Source organism: Microbacterium protaetiae, assembly GCF_004135285.1.
GTDB classification, from domain to species: Bacteria; Actinomycetota; Actinomycetes; order Actinomycetales; family Microbacteriaceae; genus Microbacterium; species Microbacterium protaetiae.
The window spans coordinates 296,401-316,261 of record NZ_CP035494.1; the positions used below are offsets into that span (position 1 = coordinate 296,401).

The 19,861-nt window shown below is 67.7% G+C and carries 15 protein-coding genes, 1 tRNA gene and 1 pseudogene; 6 read left to right on the plus strand and 11 right to left on the minus strand.

All coding sequences use genetic code 11. The features are described 5' to 3' along the window. Positions 1 to 552: 552 nt before the first annotated feature. From tmk to ET475_RS01420, 7 genes are all read right to left on the minus strand, one after another. Positions 553 to 1,173 (minus strand): dTMP kinase, encoded by a 621-nt coding sequence (gene tmk / locus ET475_RS01390; protein ID WP_129385327.1) that lies wholly within the window; start codon positions 1,171 to 1,173, stop codon positions 553 to 555. Then, complete coding sequence (topA, locus tag ET475_RS01395; protein ID WP_129385329.1) at positions 1,170 to 3,893, minus strand: type I DNA topoisomerase; 2,724 nt, start codon at positions 3,891 to 3,893, stop codon at positions 1,170 to 1,172. The genes tmk and topA overlap by 4 nt, the downstream gene beginning before the upstream one ends. A 292-nt stretch (positions 3,894 to 4,185) precedes the next feature. Continuing rightward, positions 4,186 to 4,503, minus strand: a complete 318-nt coding sequence (locus tag ET475_RS01400) for an Rv3654c family TadE-like protein (protein WP_129385331.1) — start codon at positions 4,501 to 4,503, stop codon at positions 4,186 to 4,188. Between the two features lie 52 nt (positions 4,504 to 4,555). Further along, positions 4,556 to 4,894, minus strand: coding sequence for a TadE family type IV pilus minor pilin (locus ET475_RS01405; protein ID WP_129385333.1), 339 nt, complete (start codon positions 4,892 to 4,894; stop codon positions 4,556 to 4,558). Further along, positions 4,891 to 5,094: a DUF4244 domain-containing protein gene (locus tag ET475_RS01410; RefSeq protein ID WP_129385335.1), complete on the minus strand. Its 204-nt coding sequence runs from the start codon at positions 5,092 to 5,094 to the stop codon at positions 4,891 to 4,893. Before ET475_RS01410 ends, ET475_RS01405 begins: the two co-directional genes overlap by 4 nt. A 41-nt stretch (positions 5,095 to 5,135) precedes the next feature. Continuing rightward, on the minus strand, positions 5,136 to 6,020 hold the full coding sequence (locus ET475_RS01415) for a type II secretion system F family protein (RefSeq protein WP_129385337.1): 885 nt from the start codon (positions 6,018 to 6,020) through the stop codon (positions 5,136 to 5,138). Further along, positions 6,011 to 7,027, minus strand: a complete 1,017-nt coding sequence (locus tag ET475_RS01420; RefSeq protein WP_129385339.1) for a TadA family conjugal transfer-associated ATPase — start codon at positions 7,025 to 7,027, stop codon at positions 6,011 to 6,013. The genes ET475_RS01415 and ET475_RS01420 overlap by 10 nt, the downstream gene beginning before the upstream one ends. 463 nt (positions 7,028 to 7,490) lie before the next feature. Here ET475_RS01420 and acs point away from each other — a divergent pair. Further along, a pseudogene (acs, locus tag ET475_RS01425) lies at positions 7,491 to 9,457 on the plus strand (acetate--CoA ligase). A gap of 225 nt (positions 9,458 to 9,682) precedes the next feature. On the opposite strand, the gene ET475_RS01430 reads toward acs, so the two are convergent. After that, positions 9,683 to 10,144, minus strand: coding sequence for a RidA family protein (locus ET475_RS01430; RefSeq protein WP_129385341.1), 462 nt, complete (start codon positions 10,142 to 10,144; stop codon positions 9,683 to 9,685). A gap of 1 nt (position 10,145) precedes the next feature. Then, positions 10,146 to 10,361 carry a Sp36 family protein gene (gene sp36 / locus ET475_RS01435; protein ID WP_129385344.1) on the minus strand — a complete coding sequence of 72 codons (216 nt, stop codon included), beginning with the start codon at positions 10,359 to 10,361 and terminating at the stop codon, positions 10,146 to 10,148. Between the two features lie 94 nt (positions 10,362 to 10,455). Here sp36 and ET475_RS01440 point away from each other — a divergent pair, with 94 nt between their 5' ends. The 5 genes from ET475_RS01440 (at position 10,456) to ET475_RS01460 (ending at position 17,685) form a co-directional block, all read left to right on the plus strand. Further along, the gene (locus tag ET475_RS01440) at positions 10,456 to 13,107 is read left to right on the plus strand and encodes a transglycosylase domain-containing protein (RefSeq protein WP_129385346.1); all 2,652 of its coding nucleotides are present in this window, start codon (positions 10,456 to 10,458) and stop codon (positions 13,105 to 13,107) included. Continuing rightward, the gene (locus tag ET475_RS01445; protein ID WP_129385348.1) at positions 13,107 to 14,036 is read left to right on the plus strand and encodes a metallophosphoesterase; all 930 of its coding nucleotides are present in this window, start codon (positions 13,107 to 13,109) and stop codon (positions 14,034 to 14,036) included. Before ET475_RS01440 ends, ET475_RS01445 begins: the two co-directional genes overlap by 1 nt. A gap of 51 nt (positions 14,037 to 14,087) precedes the next feature. Continuing rightward, positions 14,088 to 16,427: a transglycosylase domain-containing protein gene (locus ET475_RS18230; protein ID WP_129385350.1), complete on the plus strand. Its 2,340-nt coding sequence runs from the start codon at positions 14,088 to 14,090 to the stop codon at positions 16,425 to 16,427. 101 nt (positions 16,428 to 16,528) lie between these two features. Continuing rightward, positions 16,529 to 16,602, plus strand: a tRNA-Pro gene (locus ET475_RS01455). A gap of 318 nt (positions 16,603 to 16,920) precedes the next feature. Then, entirely contained in the window at positions 16,921 to 17,685 is a 765-nt protein-coding gene (locus tag ET475_RS01460; RefSeq protein WP_129385352.1) for an HAD-IIB family hydrolase, read from the plus strand. A 129-nt stretch (positions 17,686 to 17,814) separates the two neighbouring features. Here the strand turns inward: ET475_RS01460 and ET475_RS01465 are convergent, their stop codons facing one another. Then, on the minus strand, positions 17,815 to 19,095 hold the full coding sequence (locus ET475_RS01465; protein ID WP_129385354.1) for an alpha-hydroxy acid oxidase: 1,281 nt from the start codon (positions 19,093 to 19,095) through the stop codon (positions 17,815 to 17,817). Positions 19,096 to 19,105: 10 nt separating this feature from the next. Continuing rightward, positions 19,106 to 19,858 carry a FadR/GntR family transcriptional regulator gene (locus ET475_RS01470; protein WP_129385356.1) on the minus strand — a complete coding sequence of 251 codons (753 nt, stop codon included), beginning with the start codon at positions 19,856 to 19,858 and terminating at the stop codon, positions 19,106 to 19,108. Between the last annotated feature and the right edge of the window lie 3 nt (positions 19,859 to 19,861).

The window sequence follows — 19,861 nt, forward strand, 5'->3', positions numbered from 1 at the left end:
GCGCCCTACCCGACCCGCGTGTCACAGAACATGCGCGATATCCCGGGTGAGGTCACCCCTACCGTGACACGCCCCACGGCCGTGTCACACAAGATGCGGGATGCCGCGCGCCAAGCCGCCGATACTGTGACATCCCCTGCCGCCCCACCCGAGGCGACGCCGCCACCCTGCCCGCGGCGGCGCAGCCACCCTGCGTGCGATAGTGTCGCCGCCGCGCGTGCGGCGGCGCAGCCACCCTGCCCGCGGCTCCGCCGCCGCCCTGCGTGCGGTGGTGCCACCACCGGCGCCCCACGGACCCGCGTGTCACAGAACATGCGGGATATCCCGAGCGAGGTCACCGCTACCGTGACACGCCCCACGGCCGTGTCACACAAGATGCGGGATGCCGCGCGCCAAGCCGCCAATACTGTGACATGCGGGCGGGGGCACAACAACAGGCGCCGACGACCCACCCGTCTCACACCCACAGCACGGATATCGCGCGAGTCAGCCCAACCGCTCAACCCAAGCAGTCAGCCCAACCGCTCAACCCAAGCAGTCAGCCCAAACCCGTCAGCCCAACCGCTCGGCCACCCGGGCTTGCACGAGCGCCGCGATCTGCTCGACGGGCTGGGCGGCATCCACGACGAGAAAGCGCTCGGGCTCAGCCTCGGCCAGCGCGAGGAAGGCCGCGCGCACGCGCGCGTGGAAGTCGTCCGTCTCGGCTTCGAGCCGATCGAACGGCTTGTCGTCGGCATCGCGCCGACGACGGGCGGATACCTCATCGAGATCGAGCAGCACTGTGACATCGGGCAGCAGGCCGTCGGCGGCCCACAACGACAGATCGCGGATCTGGTCGGCATCGAGCACCCGTCCGGCACCCTGATAGGCCACCGACGAATCGAGGTAGCGGTCCTGAATCACCATCGCACCCCGCGCGAGCGCCGGCCGCACGACCGAGGCCACGTGGTGCGCACGATCGGCCGCATACAGCAGCGCTTCGGCGCGCGGGTCGATGTGCCCGCGATGGTGCAGCACGATCTCGCGGATGCGCTGGCCCACCTCGGTACCGCCCGGCTCGCGGGTACGCACGACCTCTTCACCACGCGAACGCAGCCACTGCTCCAGCAGCGCTGCCTGCGTGCTCTTGCCGACGCCGTCGCCGCCCTCAAACGTGACGAAGAGGCCGGTCACTTCTTCTTCGCCGGGCTCTTGCGCGTCGTCGTCTTCTTCGCCGCGGGCTTTTTCTTCGCCGGCCCCTTGGCTCGCTTGTCGGCAAGCAGCTGCACGGCACGGGCGAAGTCGACCTCCATCGCATCTTCACCGCGCGGAACTGTCGCGTTGGTCTCGCCGTCGGTCACATAGGGTCCGAACCGTCCGTCGCGCAGCCTGATCGGCTTGCCGCTGACCGGGTCGGCCTCGAACTCCTTGAGCGCGCTCGACGCACGGCGCGCTCCATACTTGGGCTGCTTGTAACGCTCCAGCGCTTCGTCGAGGGTGATGTCGAACAGCTGCTGCTCGGAATCGAGCGTGCGCGAATCGGTGCCCTTCTTCAGATAGGGGCCGTAACGGCCGTTCTGCGCGGTGATCTCTTCACCCGACTCGGGATCGGTTCCCACCACGCGCGGCAACGAGAGCAGCTGCAGCGCCGCGTCGAGATCGATCGTGTCGACCGACATGCTCTTGAACAGCGACGCGGTGCGCGGCTTGGGCGCAGCGGCGGCCTTCTTCGTGCCCTTCTTGGCAGGCGCGGCGGCCTTGGCGGGCGCGGCGGGCGCGGCGACCTCGCCGGTCGCGGCATCCACTTCTTCATCGGCGTTCGGCTCGACTTCTTGCACGTACGGGCCGTAACGACCGTCTTTGACGACGATGAGCTTGCCGTTGGCAGGGTTCTCGCCGAGCACCCGGTCGCCGGCCACCGGCGCGTCGATGAGTTCCTGGGCCTTGGCGGCCGTCAACTCGTCGGGGGCGAGCTCTTCGGGAATGTTGACCCGCCGCGGGTCGGCATCGGGATGCTCGGGGTCGGTGACCTCGAGATACGGGCCGTACCGCCCGATGCGCAGCACGGCGTTGTCGGTGACGCGCGTCGAGTTCAATTCGCGGGCGTCGATCTCGCCGAGGTTGTCGACGATCGTGCGCAGGCCGGCGTGGTCGGCCGAGCCGAAGTAGAACTCCTTGAGCCAGTCGACCCGCTTCTGCTCGCCGCGCGCGATGGCGTCCAGATCGTCTTCGAGCGCAGCCGTGAAGTCGTAGTCGACGAGTTCGGTGAAGTGCTGCTCGAGCAGGCGCACGACGCTGAACGCGACCCAGCTGGGCACGAGGGCCTGGCCGCGCTTTGTGACGTAGCCGCGCGCGAGGATCGTGTCGATGATGCTCGCGAACGTCGATGGGCGGCCGATGCCCTTCTCCTCGAGTGCCTTGACGAGGGATGCCTCGGTGTAGCGCGGCTTCGGGCTGGTGGCGTGACCCTTCGGCTCGACGTCGCGCACGGCCAGCACATCGCCGACGGCCAGCTGCGGCAGCGACTGGTCGTCGTGCTTGTCGGCATCGGAACGCTTCTCGTCGCGGCCTTCTTCGTACGCCTCGAGGAATCCCTTGAAGGTGTAGACGGTGCCGGATGCCGTGAACTCGACGTTCTGGTCGGCGAGGGCGATCGCGAGGGTGACCGTGGTGGTCTCGTACGTCGCGTCGGACATCTGGCTGGCGACCGTGCGCTTCCAGATCAGGTCGTACAGGCGCTGCTCGTCGCGGTCGAGGGATCCCGCGACCGACGCCGGGGTGCGGAAGTGCTCACCCGACGGACGGATAGCCTCGTGGGCCTCCTGCGCGTTCTTGCTCTTGCTCTTGTACACCCGCGGGTTCAGCGGCACCGCCTTGGCGCCATAGAGCTCCACCGCCTGCTCGCGCGCAGCCTGCACGGCCTGCGTCGACAGCGCCGTGGAGTCGGTGCGCATATACGTGATGTACCCCTTCTCGTACAGCCGCTGGGCGACGCTCATGGCGTGCTTCGCGCTCATCGAGAGCTTGCGGCCGGCCTCCTGCTGCATCGTCGAGGTGGTGAACGGCGCATAGGGGCGGCGGGTACCGGGCTTGGACTCGAGTTTGGTGACGGATGCCTCGCCCACGGCGGCGACGCGGGCGGCAAGCGCGCGCGCCTTGGCCTCATCGAGCACCACCACAGCCTTCTTCAGCTTTCCGGCGTCGTCGAAGTCAGAGCCGCGGGCGATCGGTGCGCCGTCGAGCCGCACCAGCTGCACGCCGAAGGCGTCGGTGTCTTTCGCGGCGACGGCGGCGACATCCCAGTACGAGGCCGACACGAACGCGATGCGCTCACGCTCGCGGTCGACGACGAGCCGAGTCGCGGCCGACTGCACGCGCCCTGCCGAGAGCCCCTGCTGCACCTTCAGCCACAGCACGGGCGAGACATCCCACCCATAAAGCCGGTCGAGAATGCGCCGGGTCTCCTGCGCGTCGACGAGGTTCAGATCGAGTTCGCGGGTCTGGTCGACGGCCGCGCGGATGGCGTCTTTCGTGATCTCGTGGAAGACCATCCGCTTGACCGGCACCTTGGGCTTGAGAGCCTCGAGCAGATGCCACGCGATGGCTTCGCCTTCGCGGTCTTCATCGGTGGCCAGCAGCAGTTCGTCGCTGGTCTTCAGCGCCCGCTTCAGCTCGGCGACGGTCTTCTTGCCGCGTTCGGATTCGACGTAGTACGGCGAGAAGTCGTTCTCGATGTCGATCGAGTAGCGTCCCACCGAGGTCTTCTTCAGCTCCGCAGGAATCGCCTTGCGATCGGCCAGATCGCGAATGTGACCGACGGAGCTGAGCACCTCATAGCCGTCGCCCAGGTATCCCTGAATCGACTTCATCTTCGTCGGGGACTCGACGATGACGAGCTTCTTGCCGTGTGCCAAAGGGGTGGTCCTTTCTTCGAAGCACACCATACACACAGAATCCTGAGTGCGGCGCCGCATCCGTCTCAGGAGTCCGAGGCAAAGGCGCGGCGCGCGACGCGCGGGATAGCACTCGCGGGCACCGGATGCCGCCCCGTCGGCACTCGCGCGCACCGGATGCCGCCGTCGGCACTCGCGCGTGTCCCGCGACCGTCACGGCGCCGGACCGACCGTCACGACGCCGGACCGACCGTCACGACGCCGGACCGACCGTCACGGCGCCGGACCGACCGTCACGGCGTCGGACCGACCGTCAGGGAGCCGGACCGGCACGTGCCACCGCCGTCGCAGACAGCGCACCGAACGGCACCGACACCGTGACAGTGGCGATAAGTCCATCGACCGCACACGCCGTGACAGCCGCCCCGCCGGCGCGCGCGACCTCTGCGGCCCGATCGCACGGGATGCCGGTGACCGCCCCCGAGGCTGCATCGGCCGCCGCCAGCGCGGCGGCATCAGCGGCATCGGCCGCGCGCTGCGACTGCACCGCCGCCGACCCGACCGCGGCCAGTGCCACGGTGAGCGCGGCAGCGGCGCCGATCGCGCCGACAGCGAGCACAGCGCCGGCCATCAGGCGCTGCCCCGCGACACGTCTCGGGTGCGCTCAATCGCGACGCGCGCGGTCACAGCCCACCCGCCAGGGCGCAAGAACTCGCCTGCAGCATCGGCACGGGCAGGGGCACACCGGCGTCGGCAGACACCTCGACGCAGACGAGGTCGCCGCGCCGTGTGACTCCGGCCTGGGCCCGGGCGACGGCTGCCGTGACAAGTGCCAGGGCATGCGCTTCGGGCTCGCCCCGAGCGACCAGCCGGGCGGCATCGGCCGCGGCATCCTGCATGCGCACCTGCCGGCCGCACGCACCAAGCACCCCCGCGCCCAGGGCGAGCACGAGCACGACGGCCGGAAGGACGACCGCGAACTCGGCGGTGACCGATCCGCGGTCGCCCTGCCGGATGGTCATGACACCGTCAGCGCGCGCCGGATCAGGTCGGTGAGGATGCCGCGCACTTCATCGGACCGCATGATGACCACGAGCAGGCCGGCGAAGGCGACCGCCGCCATCGTGGCGATGGCGTATTCGGCGGTCGCGGCTCCGATGTCGTCGGAGCCGCTCAAGAAGAGCCGTGCGGCGCGACGGCGGGTGAGAGTGGGCAGATTCATGGTGTTCTCCTTAATAAAGAGGGACGGATGGGCACGATTTCTCACAGCGAAAGTGGGGTGGTCGACAGCACACTGAGCAGCATCGGTGCCACACCCAGCAGCAGAAAAGCCGGCAGCGTGCACACGCCCAGGGGCACCAGCAGCTTCGATGACAGTCGCGCCGCGCGCAGCCGCCCCTCGGTGCGAGCCCGGTGGCGGGCGAGTGCGGCCGCCGCGCGCAGCAGTTCGGCGGCCGGCACTCCGGCGCTGTGCGAAAGGGCGAGGATGCCGCGGGTCTCGGCATCGGGCGTTCCGGCGCCGGCAGCAGCGACGATCTGCTCCGCCCGCTGCAGAGACACGCCGCCCGACAGCGCGATGGCCATGAGATCTGCGCCCAGACCCGCCACGGCGTCATCGGGATCGGCTCGGCGCACGAGTCGGGCGTTCCAGCGCCGGGCGGCCAGGATCAGGCCGATGCCGGCGAGGGCACACACGATGCCGATCGGGTTCGTCACGAGGGTGCGCAGCGTGTCGAATCCCAGAAGCGCGCCCAGCGCCACGGCCACCAGCGGCAGCCACGACATGAGCCGGGCCGTGCCGGCTGGTTCGGCCAGCGCCACCTGCACCTCGTCGCGGGTGCGGGCTGCGTCCTGCAGCGCCGCGGCGATTCCCCGCAGGCTGTCGGCCAGCGGCGCCCCCACGGTCTCGGCGATGCGCCAGGCCGCGCCGACATCGCGCCACCCCGGCGTGGCCGCGATGGCCGTCGGCACGTCGGCGCCGTCGTCGATACGCGCGGCGACCAGGTCGGCCGCGGCATCCCCCGCCTCTGCCAGGTACCGCCATGCCGCAGCCGGCACGACACCGGCCTGCAGCAGCACCGCCAGCCGCAGCACGGTGCCGGCATCGGGGGTATGATCAGCGGCGGTGCCCCGCTTTCTCAGGCCCATGGCAGCCCCTCCATGGCCAGGCGGCCCTCGCGCACGACCGGTCTGCCGGCCCCGGCAACGCGACGCACCCCGTCGCGCCCGCGGTGCAGATGGATGACGCACCCGATCGCGCTGGCCACTTGCCGGGCGAGCGCCGTATCGCTCATTCCGGCGAGGGCACCGAGCGCCTCAAGCCGCGCGGGCACATCGTCGAGGCCGTTCGCATGCAGTGTGCCGGCGCCGCCATCGTGGCCGGTGTTCAGGGCGCTGAGCAGCTCGCGGACTTCTTCGCCACGGCACTCGCCGACCACCAGTCGATCGGGACGCATGCGCAGCGCCTCACGCACCAGCCGGGCCAGCCCGATGCCGCCCGCGCCCTCGAGGTTGGCCTGCCGCGCCTCCAGCGCCACGTGGTGCGGGTGGTCGGGCGCCAGCTCGGCGACGTCTTCGATCGTCACGATGCGCTCCGTGGACGGCACCCGTGACAGCAGGGCCGACAGCAGCGTGGTCTTGCCGGTGCCCGCCGCACCGGTGATCAGCAGATTCTCGCGAGCCGCGATGAGCTGCTCAAGGCGCACTCGCCCGCCCGCATCGACCACGCCCGCTGCTTGCAGGCCCGGCAGGTCGAGCCGCGTGCGTCGCGGCACACGTACCGAGATCACTGTGCCGCCCCGTGACACGGGCGGAAGCACCGCGTGCACGCGCATGCCGTGCTCCAGTCGCACATCCACGGCAGGATGGGCGTCGTCGATGTGGCGGCCTCCGAGCCCGATGAGCGCGACGGCGAGCTCGCGCACATCGCGCTCGGTCGCCCGCCAGCGCCCGGCGCGCTCGGCCCCGCGCCCGCGATCGACGAACAGCCCATCGGCCCCGTTCACGAACAGGTCGGTGACGTCGGGATCGTCAAGGTATTCGGCCAACGGTTCCAGTACGGGATGCCGCGGCGCGGCCTCTGCCGCAACAGGAGCCACCGGCTGCGCGCCGCGCACGAACCCCTCGCGGGGGCGGACGACGAACGGCTCGGGCATGTTCCCGAATCTAGGCAGTCGCAGGGTGCGCGCAGGGGCGGATCGGGACATCCGTGGACAACTCGCGCACGGGCCGCGTCTGGGGAGGAAACCCTGCGCGGCGGGGAAACGCTGCGGGGAAACGCTGCGCAAGAGCGGGCGGAAAAGGAGGGCGGCATCCCATGGGGGGAATGGGATGCCGCCACGCGCAGCACCACAATCGGGGGGTGGTCGGGTGCCGCAATGCCAGAATCGAATGTTCGGCCGAGGATGAGCTTACGCACTTTCTGCCTACCCGCCAAACATATCCGCCGACCGGGGTGCGATATATCGGGTTCCGATTTCCTCATCTCCGAGGGGTGGACAGCGACAGCGGCCACCCACTATCGGAGGTAGTCGCACCCAGAGACCCGGAGTAGATTGACCCCGGCCCGGGCGACACCTGACGTCGCCACATGCCCGTCCATTCGCAAAGGAGCGCACAATGAGCAGCACGATCGACCATCTCCTCGACGAAGAGCGCCGCTTTCCCCCCTCACCCGAGTTCGCGGCGAGCGCCAACGGCTCGGCCGAACTGTACGAGCGCGCCGCCGCCGACCGCGAGGGGTTCTGGGCCGATCAGGCGCGTGAACTGCTGCACTGGCACAAGCCGTTCACGCAGGTGCTGGATTGGTCGAACCCGCCGTTCGCGAAGTGGTTCGACGACGGCGAGCTCTCGGTCGCCTACAACTGTCTCGACCGTCACGTCGAAGCCGGCAATGGCGACCGCGTCGCCCTGCTGTTCGAGGGCGAGCCCGGCGACCAGCGCCGCATCACCTACGCCGAGCTGACCACCGAGGTGAAGAAGGCCGCCAACGCCCTCGAGGGTCTGGGCATCGGCCACGGCGACCGCGTCGCCATCTACATGCCGCTGATCCCCGAGGCGGTCATCGCGATGCTCGCATGTGCGCGCATCGGCGCCATCCACTCGGTCGTCTTCGGCGGGTTCTCCGCCGACAGTCTGCGATCGCGGGTGGATGACGCGGCCGCCCGCCTGGTGATCACCGCCGACGGCGGTTACCGCAAGGGCAAGGTGTCGCCGCTCAAGCCCGCCGTCGACCAGGCGCTGGCCGATCGCGGCAGCGGCGCGCAAGAGACCGTCGAGCACGTCATCGTCGTGCGCCGCGGTGGCAACGACGTGGAGTGGACCGACCAGCGCGATCTGTGGTGGCACGACGTGGTGGATGCGGCATCCGATCAGCATGAAGCCCTCGCGTTCCCGGCCGAGAACCCGCTCTACATCCTGTACACATCGGGCACCACCGGCAAGCCGAAGGGCGTGCTGCACACCTCGGGTGGCTACCTCACCCAGGCCGCGTTCACGAACAAGTACTCGCTGGACATCCATCCCGAGTCCGACGTGTTCTGGTGCACCGCCGACATCGGCTGGGTCACCGGCCACACCTATGTGGTCTACGGGCCGCTCGCGCTCGGGGCGACGCAGGTCATCTACGAGGGCACGCCCGAGTTTCCCCGACCCGGCCGTTGGTGGGACATCGTCGCGAAGTACGGCGTGACCATCCTGTACACCGCCCCCACCGCCATCCGCTCTTTCGCGAAGCAGGGCCGGCAGATTCCGCAGGAGCGCGATCTGTCGAGCCTGCGCCTGCTCGGCTCGGTCGGCGAGCCGATCAACCCCGAGGCCTGGATCTGGTACCGCAACGTCATCGGGCACGGCGAGACCCCGATCGTCGACACCTGGTGGCAGACCGAGACCGGTGCGACGATGATCGCCGCGCTCCCGGGTGTGACCAGCGCCAAGCCGGGTGCGGCACAGGTGCCCTTGCCGGGCGTTCTCGTCGATGTCGTCGACGAGAACGGCGAACCCGTCGAGAACGGCAACGGCGGGCTGCTGGTGGCCACCGCTCCCTGGCCGTCGATGCTGCGGGGCGTGTGGGGCGATCCCGAGCGCTTCACCGAGACCTACTGGGCCAAGTTCGCGAAGCAGGGCTACTACTTCGCCGGCGACGGAGCCCGTAAAGACGAAGACGGCGACATCTGGCTGCTCGGTCGCGTCGACGACGTGATGAACGTGTCGGGCCACCGCCTGTCGACCACCGAGATCGAGTCGGCGCTGGTCGCGCACGAATCGGTCGCCGAAGCCGCTGTGGTCGGGGCGACCGACGAGACGACCGGCAGCGCGGTGGTCGCCTTCGTCATCATCAAGGAGAGCTACCTCGCGGCGCACTCCCCGAGGGCCTCGCCGGCAATCTGCGTGGCTGGGTCAGCGAGCAGATCGGCGCCATCGCCCGCCCGCGCGACATCTACATCGTCAGCGAGCTGCCCAAGACCCGGTCGGGCAAGATCATGCGGCGGCTGCTGCGCGACGTGGCCGACGGACACGATGTGGGCGACACGACGACGTTGGCCGACACCGCCGTGATGAGCGTGATCTCGGCGCAGGTGAAGTAACGGCGCACGACGGCTGAGCGGCGGCGGGGTCTGGAGTCACGGCCCCGCCGCCGCTTTGCGCAGCGACCACGGTCAGGTGACAGCCCGGGACGTGCACCAACTCAGTCTGGGCGAGGCCGGGGTGGCTGCCGAACCGCGAAATCCTGCCGCGCACGTCGCGGCTGCCTCGCGTTCAGACTGAGTTAGTGCACGGGGCGGGCGCGCAAGACCTGCGGCGGCGCACCGTCAGCGGTCGAAGCTGAAGACGACCTCGACCTCGACGGGGGAATCCAGCGGCAGCACCGGGGCGGCAACGGCAGAGCGCGCGTGACGTCCAGCCTCGCCGAACACGTCGCCGAGCAGGTCACTCGCGCCATTGATGACACCAGGCTGCCCGGTGAAGTCGGGAGTGGATGCCACGAACCCGACGACCTTCACCACACCGGTCAGGCGGTCCACGCCCCCGACGGCAGCGGCCGCCGCGGCGACGGCGTTCAACGCCGACTGACGGGCATAGCCTCGTGCGTCGTCGGCCGAGACCTCTGCACCGACTTTTCCGGTCGCCGGCAGCTTGCCGCCGACCATGGGCAGTTGACCCGAGGTGTAAACGAGGTCGCCGTGCACCACGGCGGGGATATAGGCGGCCACCGGCGGGACCACCTCGGGCAACTCGATGCCCAATTCGGCAAGCGTCTGGGTCACGGTCATGTCAGTTCTCCTCGAACTGCCGCGCGGCGTCGGCCGCGGCACCCAGTCCGGCATTCGCCGATCCGCCGCCGGCCGGGCGTTTGAAGTAGGCGACGAGGCCGCCCTCGGGTCCCGGGACGACCTGCACGAGCTCCCAGCCCTGCTTGCCCCAGTTGTTGAGGATGGCCGCGGTGTTGTGGATCACGAGCGGCGTGGTCAGATATTCCCAGGCGGTCATCGCGGCGGTGGCTCCTTCGTCGTGGTGATTTCACAGGACTTGCGACGGGGATGCCTGGAGGCTTCGCCCAGCAATCTCCTTTACGATCAAGCCTATGCCCCACTCGAAACGGACGGCTTCTGGCGTGCTCGGCGGCGTTCTCGGCCTCATCGGTCTGAGTGCTGTCGCCGGAGTCCTGATCACTGCGACGGTCACCCCCGCCGTCGCCGTCACCAGTGCCGCTGCCAGCGGCGCGATCGACATGTTCAACAACCTGCCGAGCGTGCTGAACATCGACAAGCTGATCCTGCCGTCGAAGATCTACTACACCGACGACAAGGGCAAGAACACCCTGATGGCGACGTACTACGACCAGAACAGAACTCCGGTGGAGTTCGACGAGGTCAACACCGTCATGTACGACGCGCTGCTCTCCAGCGAAGATCCGCGTTTCTACGAGCATGGCGGCATCGACCTGATGGGAACGGCGCGAGCACTGCTGTCGAACATCAAGGGCGGCTCGCAGACCCAGGGTGGCTCCTCGATCAGCCAGCAGTACGTCAAGAACGTGCAGTTGAACAAGTGCTACTGGGAAGCCGAAGACGACGACGCGCTCAATGCCTGCTGGCTCAAAGCCAGTGACAGCGACGGCGCCGACGGATACCAGCGCAAGCTGCAGGAGATGCGGTACGCGATCTCGCTCGAGCAGCGCTATTCGAAGAACGACATTCTGCTGGGCTACCTCAACATCGCCAACTTCGGCGGAACGACCTACGGCATCGAAGCCGCCGCATGGCGCTACTTCGGGGTGCACGCGAAGGATTTGAACCTCGCGCAGGCGGCGACCCTGGCCGGAATGGTGCAGAACCCGAACACCTATCGCATCGACATGAAGGACGGATCGGTCACCGACGCCGACGGCAACGGTGTGAACTCTGAGGCCGACGGCTACAAGCTCACCAAGGCACGGCAGGTCTATGTGCTGGATCGCATGCTCAAGGACGGCAAGATCACGCAGAAGGAGCACGACGAGGCGGTCAAGGCGAAGATCGTCCCGAAGATCAAGTCGGCCAAGAACGGATGCGCGGCCGGGTCGGCAGCCTACTTCTGCGCCTACGTCACCGCCGTGGTCAAGAACGACAAGTCGATCGGCGCGGATCTGCTTCAAAAGGGCGGTCTGAACATCTACACGACGCTGGACCCCGCCGTGCAGAAGGCTGCACAGAAAGCGCAGGACGACTGGGCGCCGTCGTACCAGGACAACATGCAGTTCGGGGCGACCTCGGTCAGCGTCGAAGTCGGCACCGGTCGCGTACTGGCGATGGCGCAGAACACCGACTACGTCGCCGGCGGCAAGGCCAAGAATGGCGAGTCGTCGATCGTCTATGCCGGCTCATCCAAGCTCGGCGGCTCAGGCGGCTTCGCCGCCGGGTCGACATTCAAACTCTTCACCCTTCTGGACTGGCTCGAACAAGGGAAATCGCTCAACCAAGTTGTTGACGGCCGAACGATCACTCGAACTGACTGGACCGACCGCTGCGTCGCCGGTGGCACATGGAAGGCCGCGGCCGATACCGGAAACTACAACAACGAGGCCGGACGGTTCGGCACTCCGATGTCTTTCACGAAACAGTCGCTGAACTCGGGCTTCATGGGGATGGCGTACCAGCTCGATCTCTGCGATATCGGTAACGTCGCCGAGCGACTGGGCGTTACCCTCGCGAATGGCAAGCCGATTCCTCTGACGTTGGATGGCACGAGCACGGACCCGGCAGAAAAGCCTGCCCCCAACGAGGTCATCGGTTCAGACAATGTGTCCCCGCTGGCGATGGCTGCTGCCTACGCCACTGTCGCGAACAAGGGCGTGTACTGCCAGCCGAAGGTCATCGACAAGATCACCGACTCCGACGGAAACGACGTGGAGATCCCGAAGACCACGTGTGAGCAGGTACTCGACCCGAAGGTCGCCGCCACCGCGGCATACGCCTTGAAGGGCCCGCTGTCACAGGGTGGTTCGGGTGCTCTCGGCAACCCGTGGGATGGCACCGAACTCATCGGCAAGACCGGTACGAACGAATATACGCAGACCTGGCTGATCACCTCCAACACGAAGGTGACCACAGCCAACTGGGTCGGCAACGTCGACGGTGGTTTCAAGACGAAACCCGACATCTTCCACCGCTACTACAAGGGGTACCAGCTGTCGAGCCTGCGCTATCCGATCGCGAAGAGCATCCAGGCTGCCATCGACAAGATCTACAAGGGTGGCTCGTTCCCCCAGCCCGATTCGACCCTGACCCGTCAGGTGCTGGTGAATCTGCCCGACGTGGTGGGCATGTCGGTCGATGACGCGACGAAGAAACTCGAGAACGCCGGTTTCCAGGTGAAGGTCGGCTCCGATGTCGACTCCGATCAGGCAAAGGGCCTGGTGGGTGAGCAGAGCCCGAAGGCAGGCAAGACCGCGGGCGGCACCACCGTGACGCTCAGCCCGAGCAACGGTCAGGGCATCAAGGTGCCGGATGTCTCCGGCCAGCAGCCAGAACAGGCTGTCGCCTACCTGCGCAGCATCGGGTTCAGCACCGTCACCGCGACCTGCGAACAGAAGGACGATGCCGACGGCACCGTCAACGGCACCGATCCGGCCGCCGGCACCATGGCCGGACCCACCACCGCCGTTACGGTGAAATACGCCTCCGACACGTGCGGCGGCGGGCCCGGCGGGGCCCCCGGCGGCGGCGGCAACGACGACGGCGGCCGCGGCCACTGATGGCCGGCACCTCGAACGCCCGCACCGCCCTCACCGTGCTCGGCACGGTGGGGGCGGTCGGTGTCGGCGCTGCAGTGTGGGGCATCGGCATCGAACGCCACCTCTACACCGTGCGTCACCATGAGCTGCGGGTACTCCCCCAGGGCGCCGCGCCGATTCGGGTGCTGCACCTCTCCGACGCGCACATGGCCCCCTGGCAGCACCGCAAGCAGCGCTGGATCGCCTCGCTTGCGGCCTTGCACCCCGACGTCATCGTCAACACCGGTGACAACATCGGCCATGTCGACGGGCTTGACGGCATTCGCGCCGCGTTCGCGCCGTTCCGCGGCATCCCGGGCCTGTTCGTGCACGGGTCGAACGACCATGTCGCACCGGCACCACGCAATCCGTTCAAGTACTTTCTCGGCCCCAGTGAGCACATTCCACGAGCGCAGAACATGGATGCCGCTGCCCTCGACGCTTTCCTCACCGATGACCTCGGCTGGACCGACGTCAACAACGCCGCCGGCTCCCTCGTCGTGAAGGGGCTGCGCATCGACGCGTTCGGCGTCAGCGACGCGCACCGCGACTGGGACCGGCTCGAAGACCTTCCGCCGGCCATCGACAGCCTCGGCGCCGGTGCCGACCTGTCGTGGGGCGTCACGCACGCTCCCTACCGGCGGGTGCTCGACACCTTCACCGACCTCGGCGCCGACATCCTGTTCGGCGGGCACACGCACGGCGGCCAGGTTCGCATTCCGTTCTCGCCGAAGGCGCTCGTGGCCAACTGCGACATCCCGCTCGACCAAGCACGCGGACTGTCCGCCTGGACCCATGACGCACGCACGGTGCCCTTGAACGTCAGCGCGGGTATCGGTCACTCGATCTATGCTCCGGTGCGGTTCGGGTGCCGCCCCGAGGTGTCACTGATCACACTTCGTGCGCGGTGACACGGCGCGGCATCCACCCGACACTCAGCATGCGGGAATAACGTCACAGAGGTGTCATCCAGCAAGTGGCCGAGCTTTCGCCGCACCACCGCCGGGGTCATCGGCGGTCTGGTGGGCCTTGTCGCGCTCGGTGTGATCGCCGCCATGCTGATCACCGCCGCGCTGACACCGGCGATCGCGTTGACCAGCGCCGGCGCCACCAGCGCCATCACCACGTTCGACAATCTGCCCAGCAAACTGCAGATCAACAAGTTGCAATTACCCACGACGATCTACGCGAAGGATCCGTCAACGGGAAAGCAGAAGGTTCTCACGAGCTTCTACGATCAGAACCGGGTTCCGGTCACATTCACGCAGGTCGCCCCGGTCATGTACGACGCCATCCTTTCCAGCGAAGACCCACGCTTCTACAACGAGGGCGGCATCGACCTGAACGGCACAGCCCGGGCGATCCTGTCGAACGTGCGTGGTGACAGTGACCTGCAGGGCGGTTCGACCATCAGCCAGCAGTACGTGAAGAACGTGCTGGTGCAGGACTGCTATGCCACAGTCGAAGACCAGAAAGGCCTCACTCAAGACAAGCGAGAGGCCGAGCTGCGCGATTGCTATGTGCAGGCGACGAACGACGAGGGGCCCGACGGGTACGCCCGCAAGCTGCAGGAGATGCGCTATGCCATCGCCCTCTCGCAGCGGTACTCGAAGAACGACATTCTCGTCGGCTACCTCAACATCGCCAACTTCGGCGGCGTGACCTACGGCATCGAAGCGGCAGCGGAGTACTACTTCGGCGTGCACGCCAAGGATCTGAGCCTGTCGCAGGCGGCCACCCTGGCCGGCATGGTGCAGAACCCCAACACCTATCGCATCGACTTGAAGGCGAACGAGGCCAACGGCGAGGCGAATCACTACGCGCTGACCAAGAAGCGTCAGCAGTACGTACTGCACCAGATGCTCGAAGAAGGCAAGATCACCCAAGATCAGTACGAGAAGGCAGTGAAGGCTCCGATCACGCCGCACATCACGTATCCGAAGTCCGGATGCGCTTTGACCGATGCCCCCTACTTCTGCGAATACGTCACCTCGATCATCCGGAACGATCCGGCGTTCGGCAAGACAGCGGCAGACCGCGAGCAGGCTCTGCGCCAGGGCGGACTGAATGTGTACACGACCCTGGACTGGCGACTGCAGAGGGTCGCGCAGTCGACGGTGTCGAAGTACGCACCGGCGAAGCAGTCCGGTTTCACGTACGGATCGACGATCGTGAACGTGCAGCCGTCGACGGGCGCGATCATGTCCATAGCGCAGAACACGCACTACGACGTGAACGCGGCGCCGGGCAAGACCTCGATCGTGTATGCCGGGGGGTATGACCAGGGCAACAAATACGGTTTCGCCCCCGGATCATCGTTCAAGCTGTTCACTCTGTTGGCGTGGCTGCAGGCCGGACACTCGCTCAACGAGGTCGTGAACGGCACCGTACGGGTCATCCCACACTTGAAGAACTCGTGCCAGGGTGACTGGACGAACTTCTCGAACACTGTGGTCGGCAATTATCGGAACGAGCCGGGCGTCTACAGCACGCCGATGAAGTTCACCGCGGAGTCGCTGAACTCCGGCTTTTTCGGGATGGCAACAGAACTCGACCTGTGCAAAGTGGCCAAGGATGCCACGGCTCTGGGTGTCACCTACCCGAACGGCGACCCCGTCGAGATGACGACACAGACCTCAGTCATCGGGAACACGAAGTACGGCGTCTCACCGATAGCGATGGCCGGCGCATATGCGGCGATCGCGAACCACGGCACCTTCTGCAAGCCGTTCGTCATCTCCAAGGTCACCGACTCCGACGGCAAGGACTTGCCGGTCCCTGACCACAGCTGCAAGCAGGTGATCGACCCGAAGATCGCCGCCACTGCCGAGTACGCGCTGCAAGGCGTCATGCGGGGCATCGGCACGGCGGCCATCGCGAACCCGAACGACGGCACCCCGGTGTTCGGCAAGACCGGCACGAACGAGGGAAATCAGACGTGGCTGATCACCTCGAGCACCGCGATGACATCGCTCGTGTGGTCGGGCGCCGTCGACTCAGGCTCGAGGAAGATGGAAGACATCGATCTTTTCCACAACTGGTATCGCGGCAATGATCTCGCCGACATCCGGTATGCGATGTCCCGCAAGATCCAGAGCACAGCCGACGAATACTACCCGGGCGCGGCGCTCGACAAGCCTGATGCGAAGCTGCTCGTCTACTCGAATCCGTACTACGTGCCGCCCGTACACAAGCCCAGCAAGGACAAGGACAGCGACAAGGGCAAAGACAAAGGCAGCGACGACAAGGGCAAGGACTCGGGGTCGTCGGACGACTCTGGCGGGTCGCACGGTCACGACTGAGTTGCGCTCAAGGCGCCGCGGCGTCTGGTTTTGCAGCCGCCTGTCACGGGCCGTTCGATTTCAGCCACGGCCCCGTTCGGGGTAGACTCGAACGGTTGCCACGGGGTGTGGCGCAGCTTGGTAGCGCGCTTCGTTCGGGACGAAGAGGCCGCAGGTTCAAATCCTGTCACCCCGACGTAATGCGAAAGGAGTCGGTCCGCAAGGACCGGCTCCTTTCGCATTGCTCGCGGTGGCCAAGGCGGGCCCCGCTCGCCGGAGGCTCCACGCGCCGCGCAGCGGCGGGTGGAGTGGCGAGTGGACGCACCCCGGCCACGGCGGGCCCCGCTCGCCGGAGGCTCCACGCGCCGCGCAGCGGCGGGTGGAGTGGCGAGTGGGCGCACCCCGGCCAAGGCGGGGCCCCGCACCCCGACCCGCCCTCCCCCGACGGGTAGACTCGACACGGTGAGGCTCCGCCACGGCGGAGCCTCTTCTCTGACACCCGAGGAGCCCTGCAATGCCCGCACCCCGCCTCGTCGCGTTCGACCTCGATGACACGCTCGCGCCGTCAAAGAGCGCTATCGACCCGCGCATCGCCGCGTTGCTGATCGCCCTGGCTGAGCGTGTCGAGGTCGCCGTCATCTCGGGCGGGCAACTCGCGCAGTTCACCACTCAGGTCGTGGATCGACTGCCGGATGCCGCGCCCTCCGTGCTCTCTCGCATCCATCTGCTTCCCACCTGCGGCACCCAGTACTACCGTCTGGAGGCCGACGGGGTGCGCACCGTGTATGCGCACGCCCTCACCGATGACGAGAAGGCGCGCGCGTTGGCCGCCATCGAGCACGAGGCCCGGCGGCTGGGCTACTGGGAGTCGGAGACATGGGGGCCGATTCTCGAGGACCGCGGATCGCAGATCACTTTCTCAGCACTGGGGCAGCGCGCACCTCTCGAGGCGAAGAGCGTGTGGGACCCCACCGGCGAGAAGAAGAACGCCCTACGCGGCGCCGTGGCCGCGGTGCTCCCCGACCTCGAGGTGCGCAGCGGCGGTTCGACGAGCGTCGACATCACGCACCGCGGCATCGACAAGGCCTACGGGATGCGGCAGCTGGCCGAACAGACCGGCATCCCGCTCGACGACATGTTGTTCGTGGGCGACCGCCTCGACCCCGACGGCAACGACTACCCGGTGCTCGCGCTGGGCGTGCCCTGCCACGCCGTCACCGGGTGGGAGGACACCGCGGCGTTCCTCGACGGGTTGATCCCGGCGCTGCCGTCGCGCTGAGGCGCCCGGGGCGGCATCCCGCGCGTTTCGACTCGCCTACGGCTCGCTCAACGACCGGCACACGCGAGCCCCGTACGCTGCGGCTCGCTCAACGACCGGCACAGGCCACCCCCGCGCGCTACGGCTCGCTCAACGACTGGAGGCTGCCCTCGCGCGCGGCGCACGCGCCGGCGCCGGCGCGCCGACCGGGGTCAGGCGGGTCAGTTGCGTGACATGCTTCGGCTCGAGCTCACCGAGCGACGAGACGCCCAGCAGCTTCATGGTGCGCTCGATCTCGCTGCGCAGAATCTCGATGGTGCGATCGACGCCCTGCCGTCCGCCGGCCATCAGCCCGTACAGGTAGGCGCGACCGATGAGCGTGAACTTCGCGCCGAGGGCGAGGGATGCCACGATGTCAGCGCCGTTCATGATGCCGGTGTCGACCATCACGGTCGCGTCTTTGCCGACTTCGCGCACAACCTCGGGTAGCAGCCGGAACGGAATCGGCGCGCGGTCGAGCTGGCGTCCGCCGTGGTTGGAGAGCACGATGCCGTCGACACCCAGATCGATGAGCTTCTTGGAGTCTTCGACGTTCTGCACGCCCTTGATGACGATCTTGCCGGGCCACATCCCGCGGATGATTTCCAGGTCGTCATAGCTGATGGTCGGGTCCATCGCGGCATCCAGCAACTCGCCGACCGTTCCTCCGGTCGTCGACAGTGACGCGAACTCGAGCTTGGGCGTGGTGAGGAAGTCGATCCACCACCACGGCCGCGGAATCGCGTTGATGATCGTGCCCAGGGTCAGCTGCGGCGGAATCGAGAACCCGTTGCGCTTGTCGCGCAGGCGGGCCCCGGCCACCGGTGTGTCGACCGTGAAGAACAGCGTGTCAAAGCCCGCGGCGGCGGCGCGGCGCGTCAGAGCGTACGAGATCTCGCGCTCGCGCATGACGTAGAGCTGGAACCAGTTGCGCCCCTGCGGGTTCGTCTTCTTCACGTCTTCGATCGAGGTGGTGCCCAGCGTGGAGAGGGTGAACGGGATGCCGGCAGCCCCTGCCGCGCCGGCACCGGCGATCTCACCCTCGGTCTGCATGAGCCGTGTGAAGCCCGTGGGGGCGATGCCGAACGGCAGCGCCGACGGGCCGCCGAGGATCTCGGTGGACATGTCCACCGAGGGGGCGGGCTTGAGGATGCCGGGGTGGAACTCCACGTCTTCGAATGCCTGGCGCGCCCGCGCGATTGACAGCTCGCCCTCGGCGGCGCCGTCGGTGTAGTCGAAGGCGGCAGCGGGCGTGCGCCGCTTCGCGATCGTGCGCAGATCGTAAATCGTCAGCGCGGCATCCAACCGCCGCTTGCGGGCGTTCAGTTCGGGCTTCTTGAACTGCATGAGTTCGAAGATGTCGTGCAGGTTGGGCATCTGCCTGGTGACCATCGTGGTCCTTTCACTCGTGAGTAAGCCCGGCGTGTGCGTAGTAGCCGGTGATGTGATCGTGGACCAGCCGCCGCGCCATGACCGCATCCCCGCGCTCGAGCGCATCGATGATGTCGCGGTGCTGGGCGCGCAGGCGGTTCGCGGTGTCGTTCCAGTCGGCGACCCGGTCGGCTCCCGCAAGCACGTAGCCCTCGATGGCCTCGCGCAGGCCCGCCATCATCGCCGCGACGACGACGTTGCCGGCGGCGCCGGCCAGCGCCAGGTGGAATTGCGCATCGAGCGCAAGGAACTCGGCGGGGCTCAGGCCCTCGGCGTCCATCGCCGTGAGAAGCCGCAGCGGGCCCGCGAGCGCGTCGGCTGCGGCATCCCGCGTCTGCCGCTGGCGGCGCGCAGCGCCGATGCGTGAGGCGAGGTCGGCGGCCATGGCTGTCTCGAGGATGAGGCGGGTGCTGACGACATCGGCGATCGGGAACCCTTGGGCGGCCACCTGCAGGCGCAGCAGCGCCGACATTCCGCCCACCGGCGTCGCGATGACGATGGCCCCCGCCGACGGGCCTGAGCCGGTCGCCGTGCGGATCAGCCCCATGACATCGAGCACCCGCAGCGCTTCACGCACGCTGGAGCGGCCAACCCCCAGCGTCGCGGCGAGCTCGCGCTCGGGCGCCAGGTGGTCGCCGGGTTTGAGGGTGCCCTCGAGCAGATCGGTCTCGATCTTCTCCAGGACGACGCGCCAGGCGCGCGCGGGAACTGCTTCGTCGGCCACGCG

Excerpts from the sequence above, each read along its gene's own strand:
- ET475_RS01400 (WP_129385331.1), bottom strand. The coding sequence starts at position 4,503 with ATGGCCGGCGCTGTGCTCGCTGTCGGCGCGATCGGCGCCGCTGCCGCG.
- ET475_RS01405 (WP_129385333.1), bottom strand. The coding sequence starts at position 4,894 with ATGACCATCCGGCAGGGCGACCGCGGATCGGTCACCGCCGAGTTCGCG.
- ET475_RS01410 (WP_129385335.1), bottom strand. The coding sequence starts at position 5,094 with ATGAATCTGCCCACTCTCACCCGCCGTCGCGCCGCACGGCTCTTCTTG.
- ET475_RS01415 (WP_129385337.1), bottom strand. The coding sequence starts at position 6,020 with ATGGGCCTGAGAAAGCGGGGCACCGCCGCTGATCATACCCCCGATGCC.
- ET475_RS01420 (WP_129385339.1), bottom strand. The coding sequence starts at position 7,027 with ATGCCCGAGCCGTTCGTCGTCCGCCCCCGCGAGGGGTTCGTGCGCGGC.
- ET475_RS01430 (WP_129385341.1), bottom strand. The coding sequence starts at position 10,144 with ATGACCGTGACCCAGACGCTTGCCGAATTGGGCATCGAGTTGCCCGAG.
- sp36 (WP_129385344.1), bottom strand. The coding sequence starts at position 10,361 with ATGACCGCCTGGGAATATCTGACCACGCCGCTCGTGATCCACAACACC.
- ET475_RS01440 (WP_129385346.1), top strand. The coding sequence starts at position 10,456 with ATGCCCCACTCGAAACGGACGGCTTCTGGCGTGCTCGGCGGCGTTCTC.
- ET475_RS01445 (WP_129385348.1), top strand. The coding sequence starts at position 13,107 with ATGGCCGGCACCTCGAACGCCCGCACCGCCCTCACCGTGCTCGGCACG.
- ET475_RS01460 (WP_129385352.1), top strand. The coding sequence starts at position 16,921 with ATGCCCGCACCCCGCCTCGTCGCGTTCGACCTCGATGACACGCTCGCG.
- ET475_RS01465 (WP_129385354.1), bottom strand. The coding sequence starts at position 19,095 with ATGGTCACCAGGCAGATGCCCAACCTGCACGACATCTTCGAACTCATG.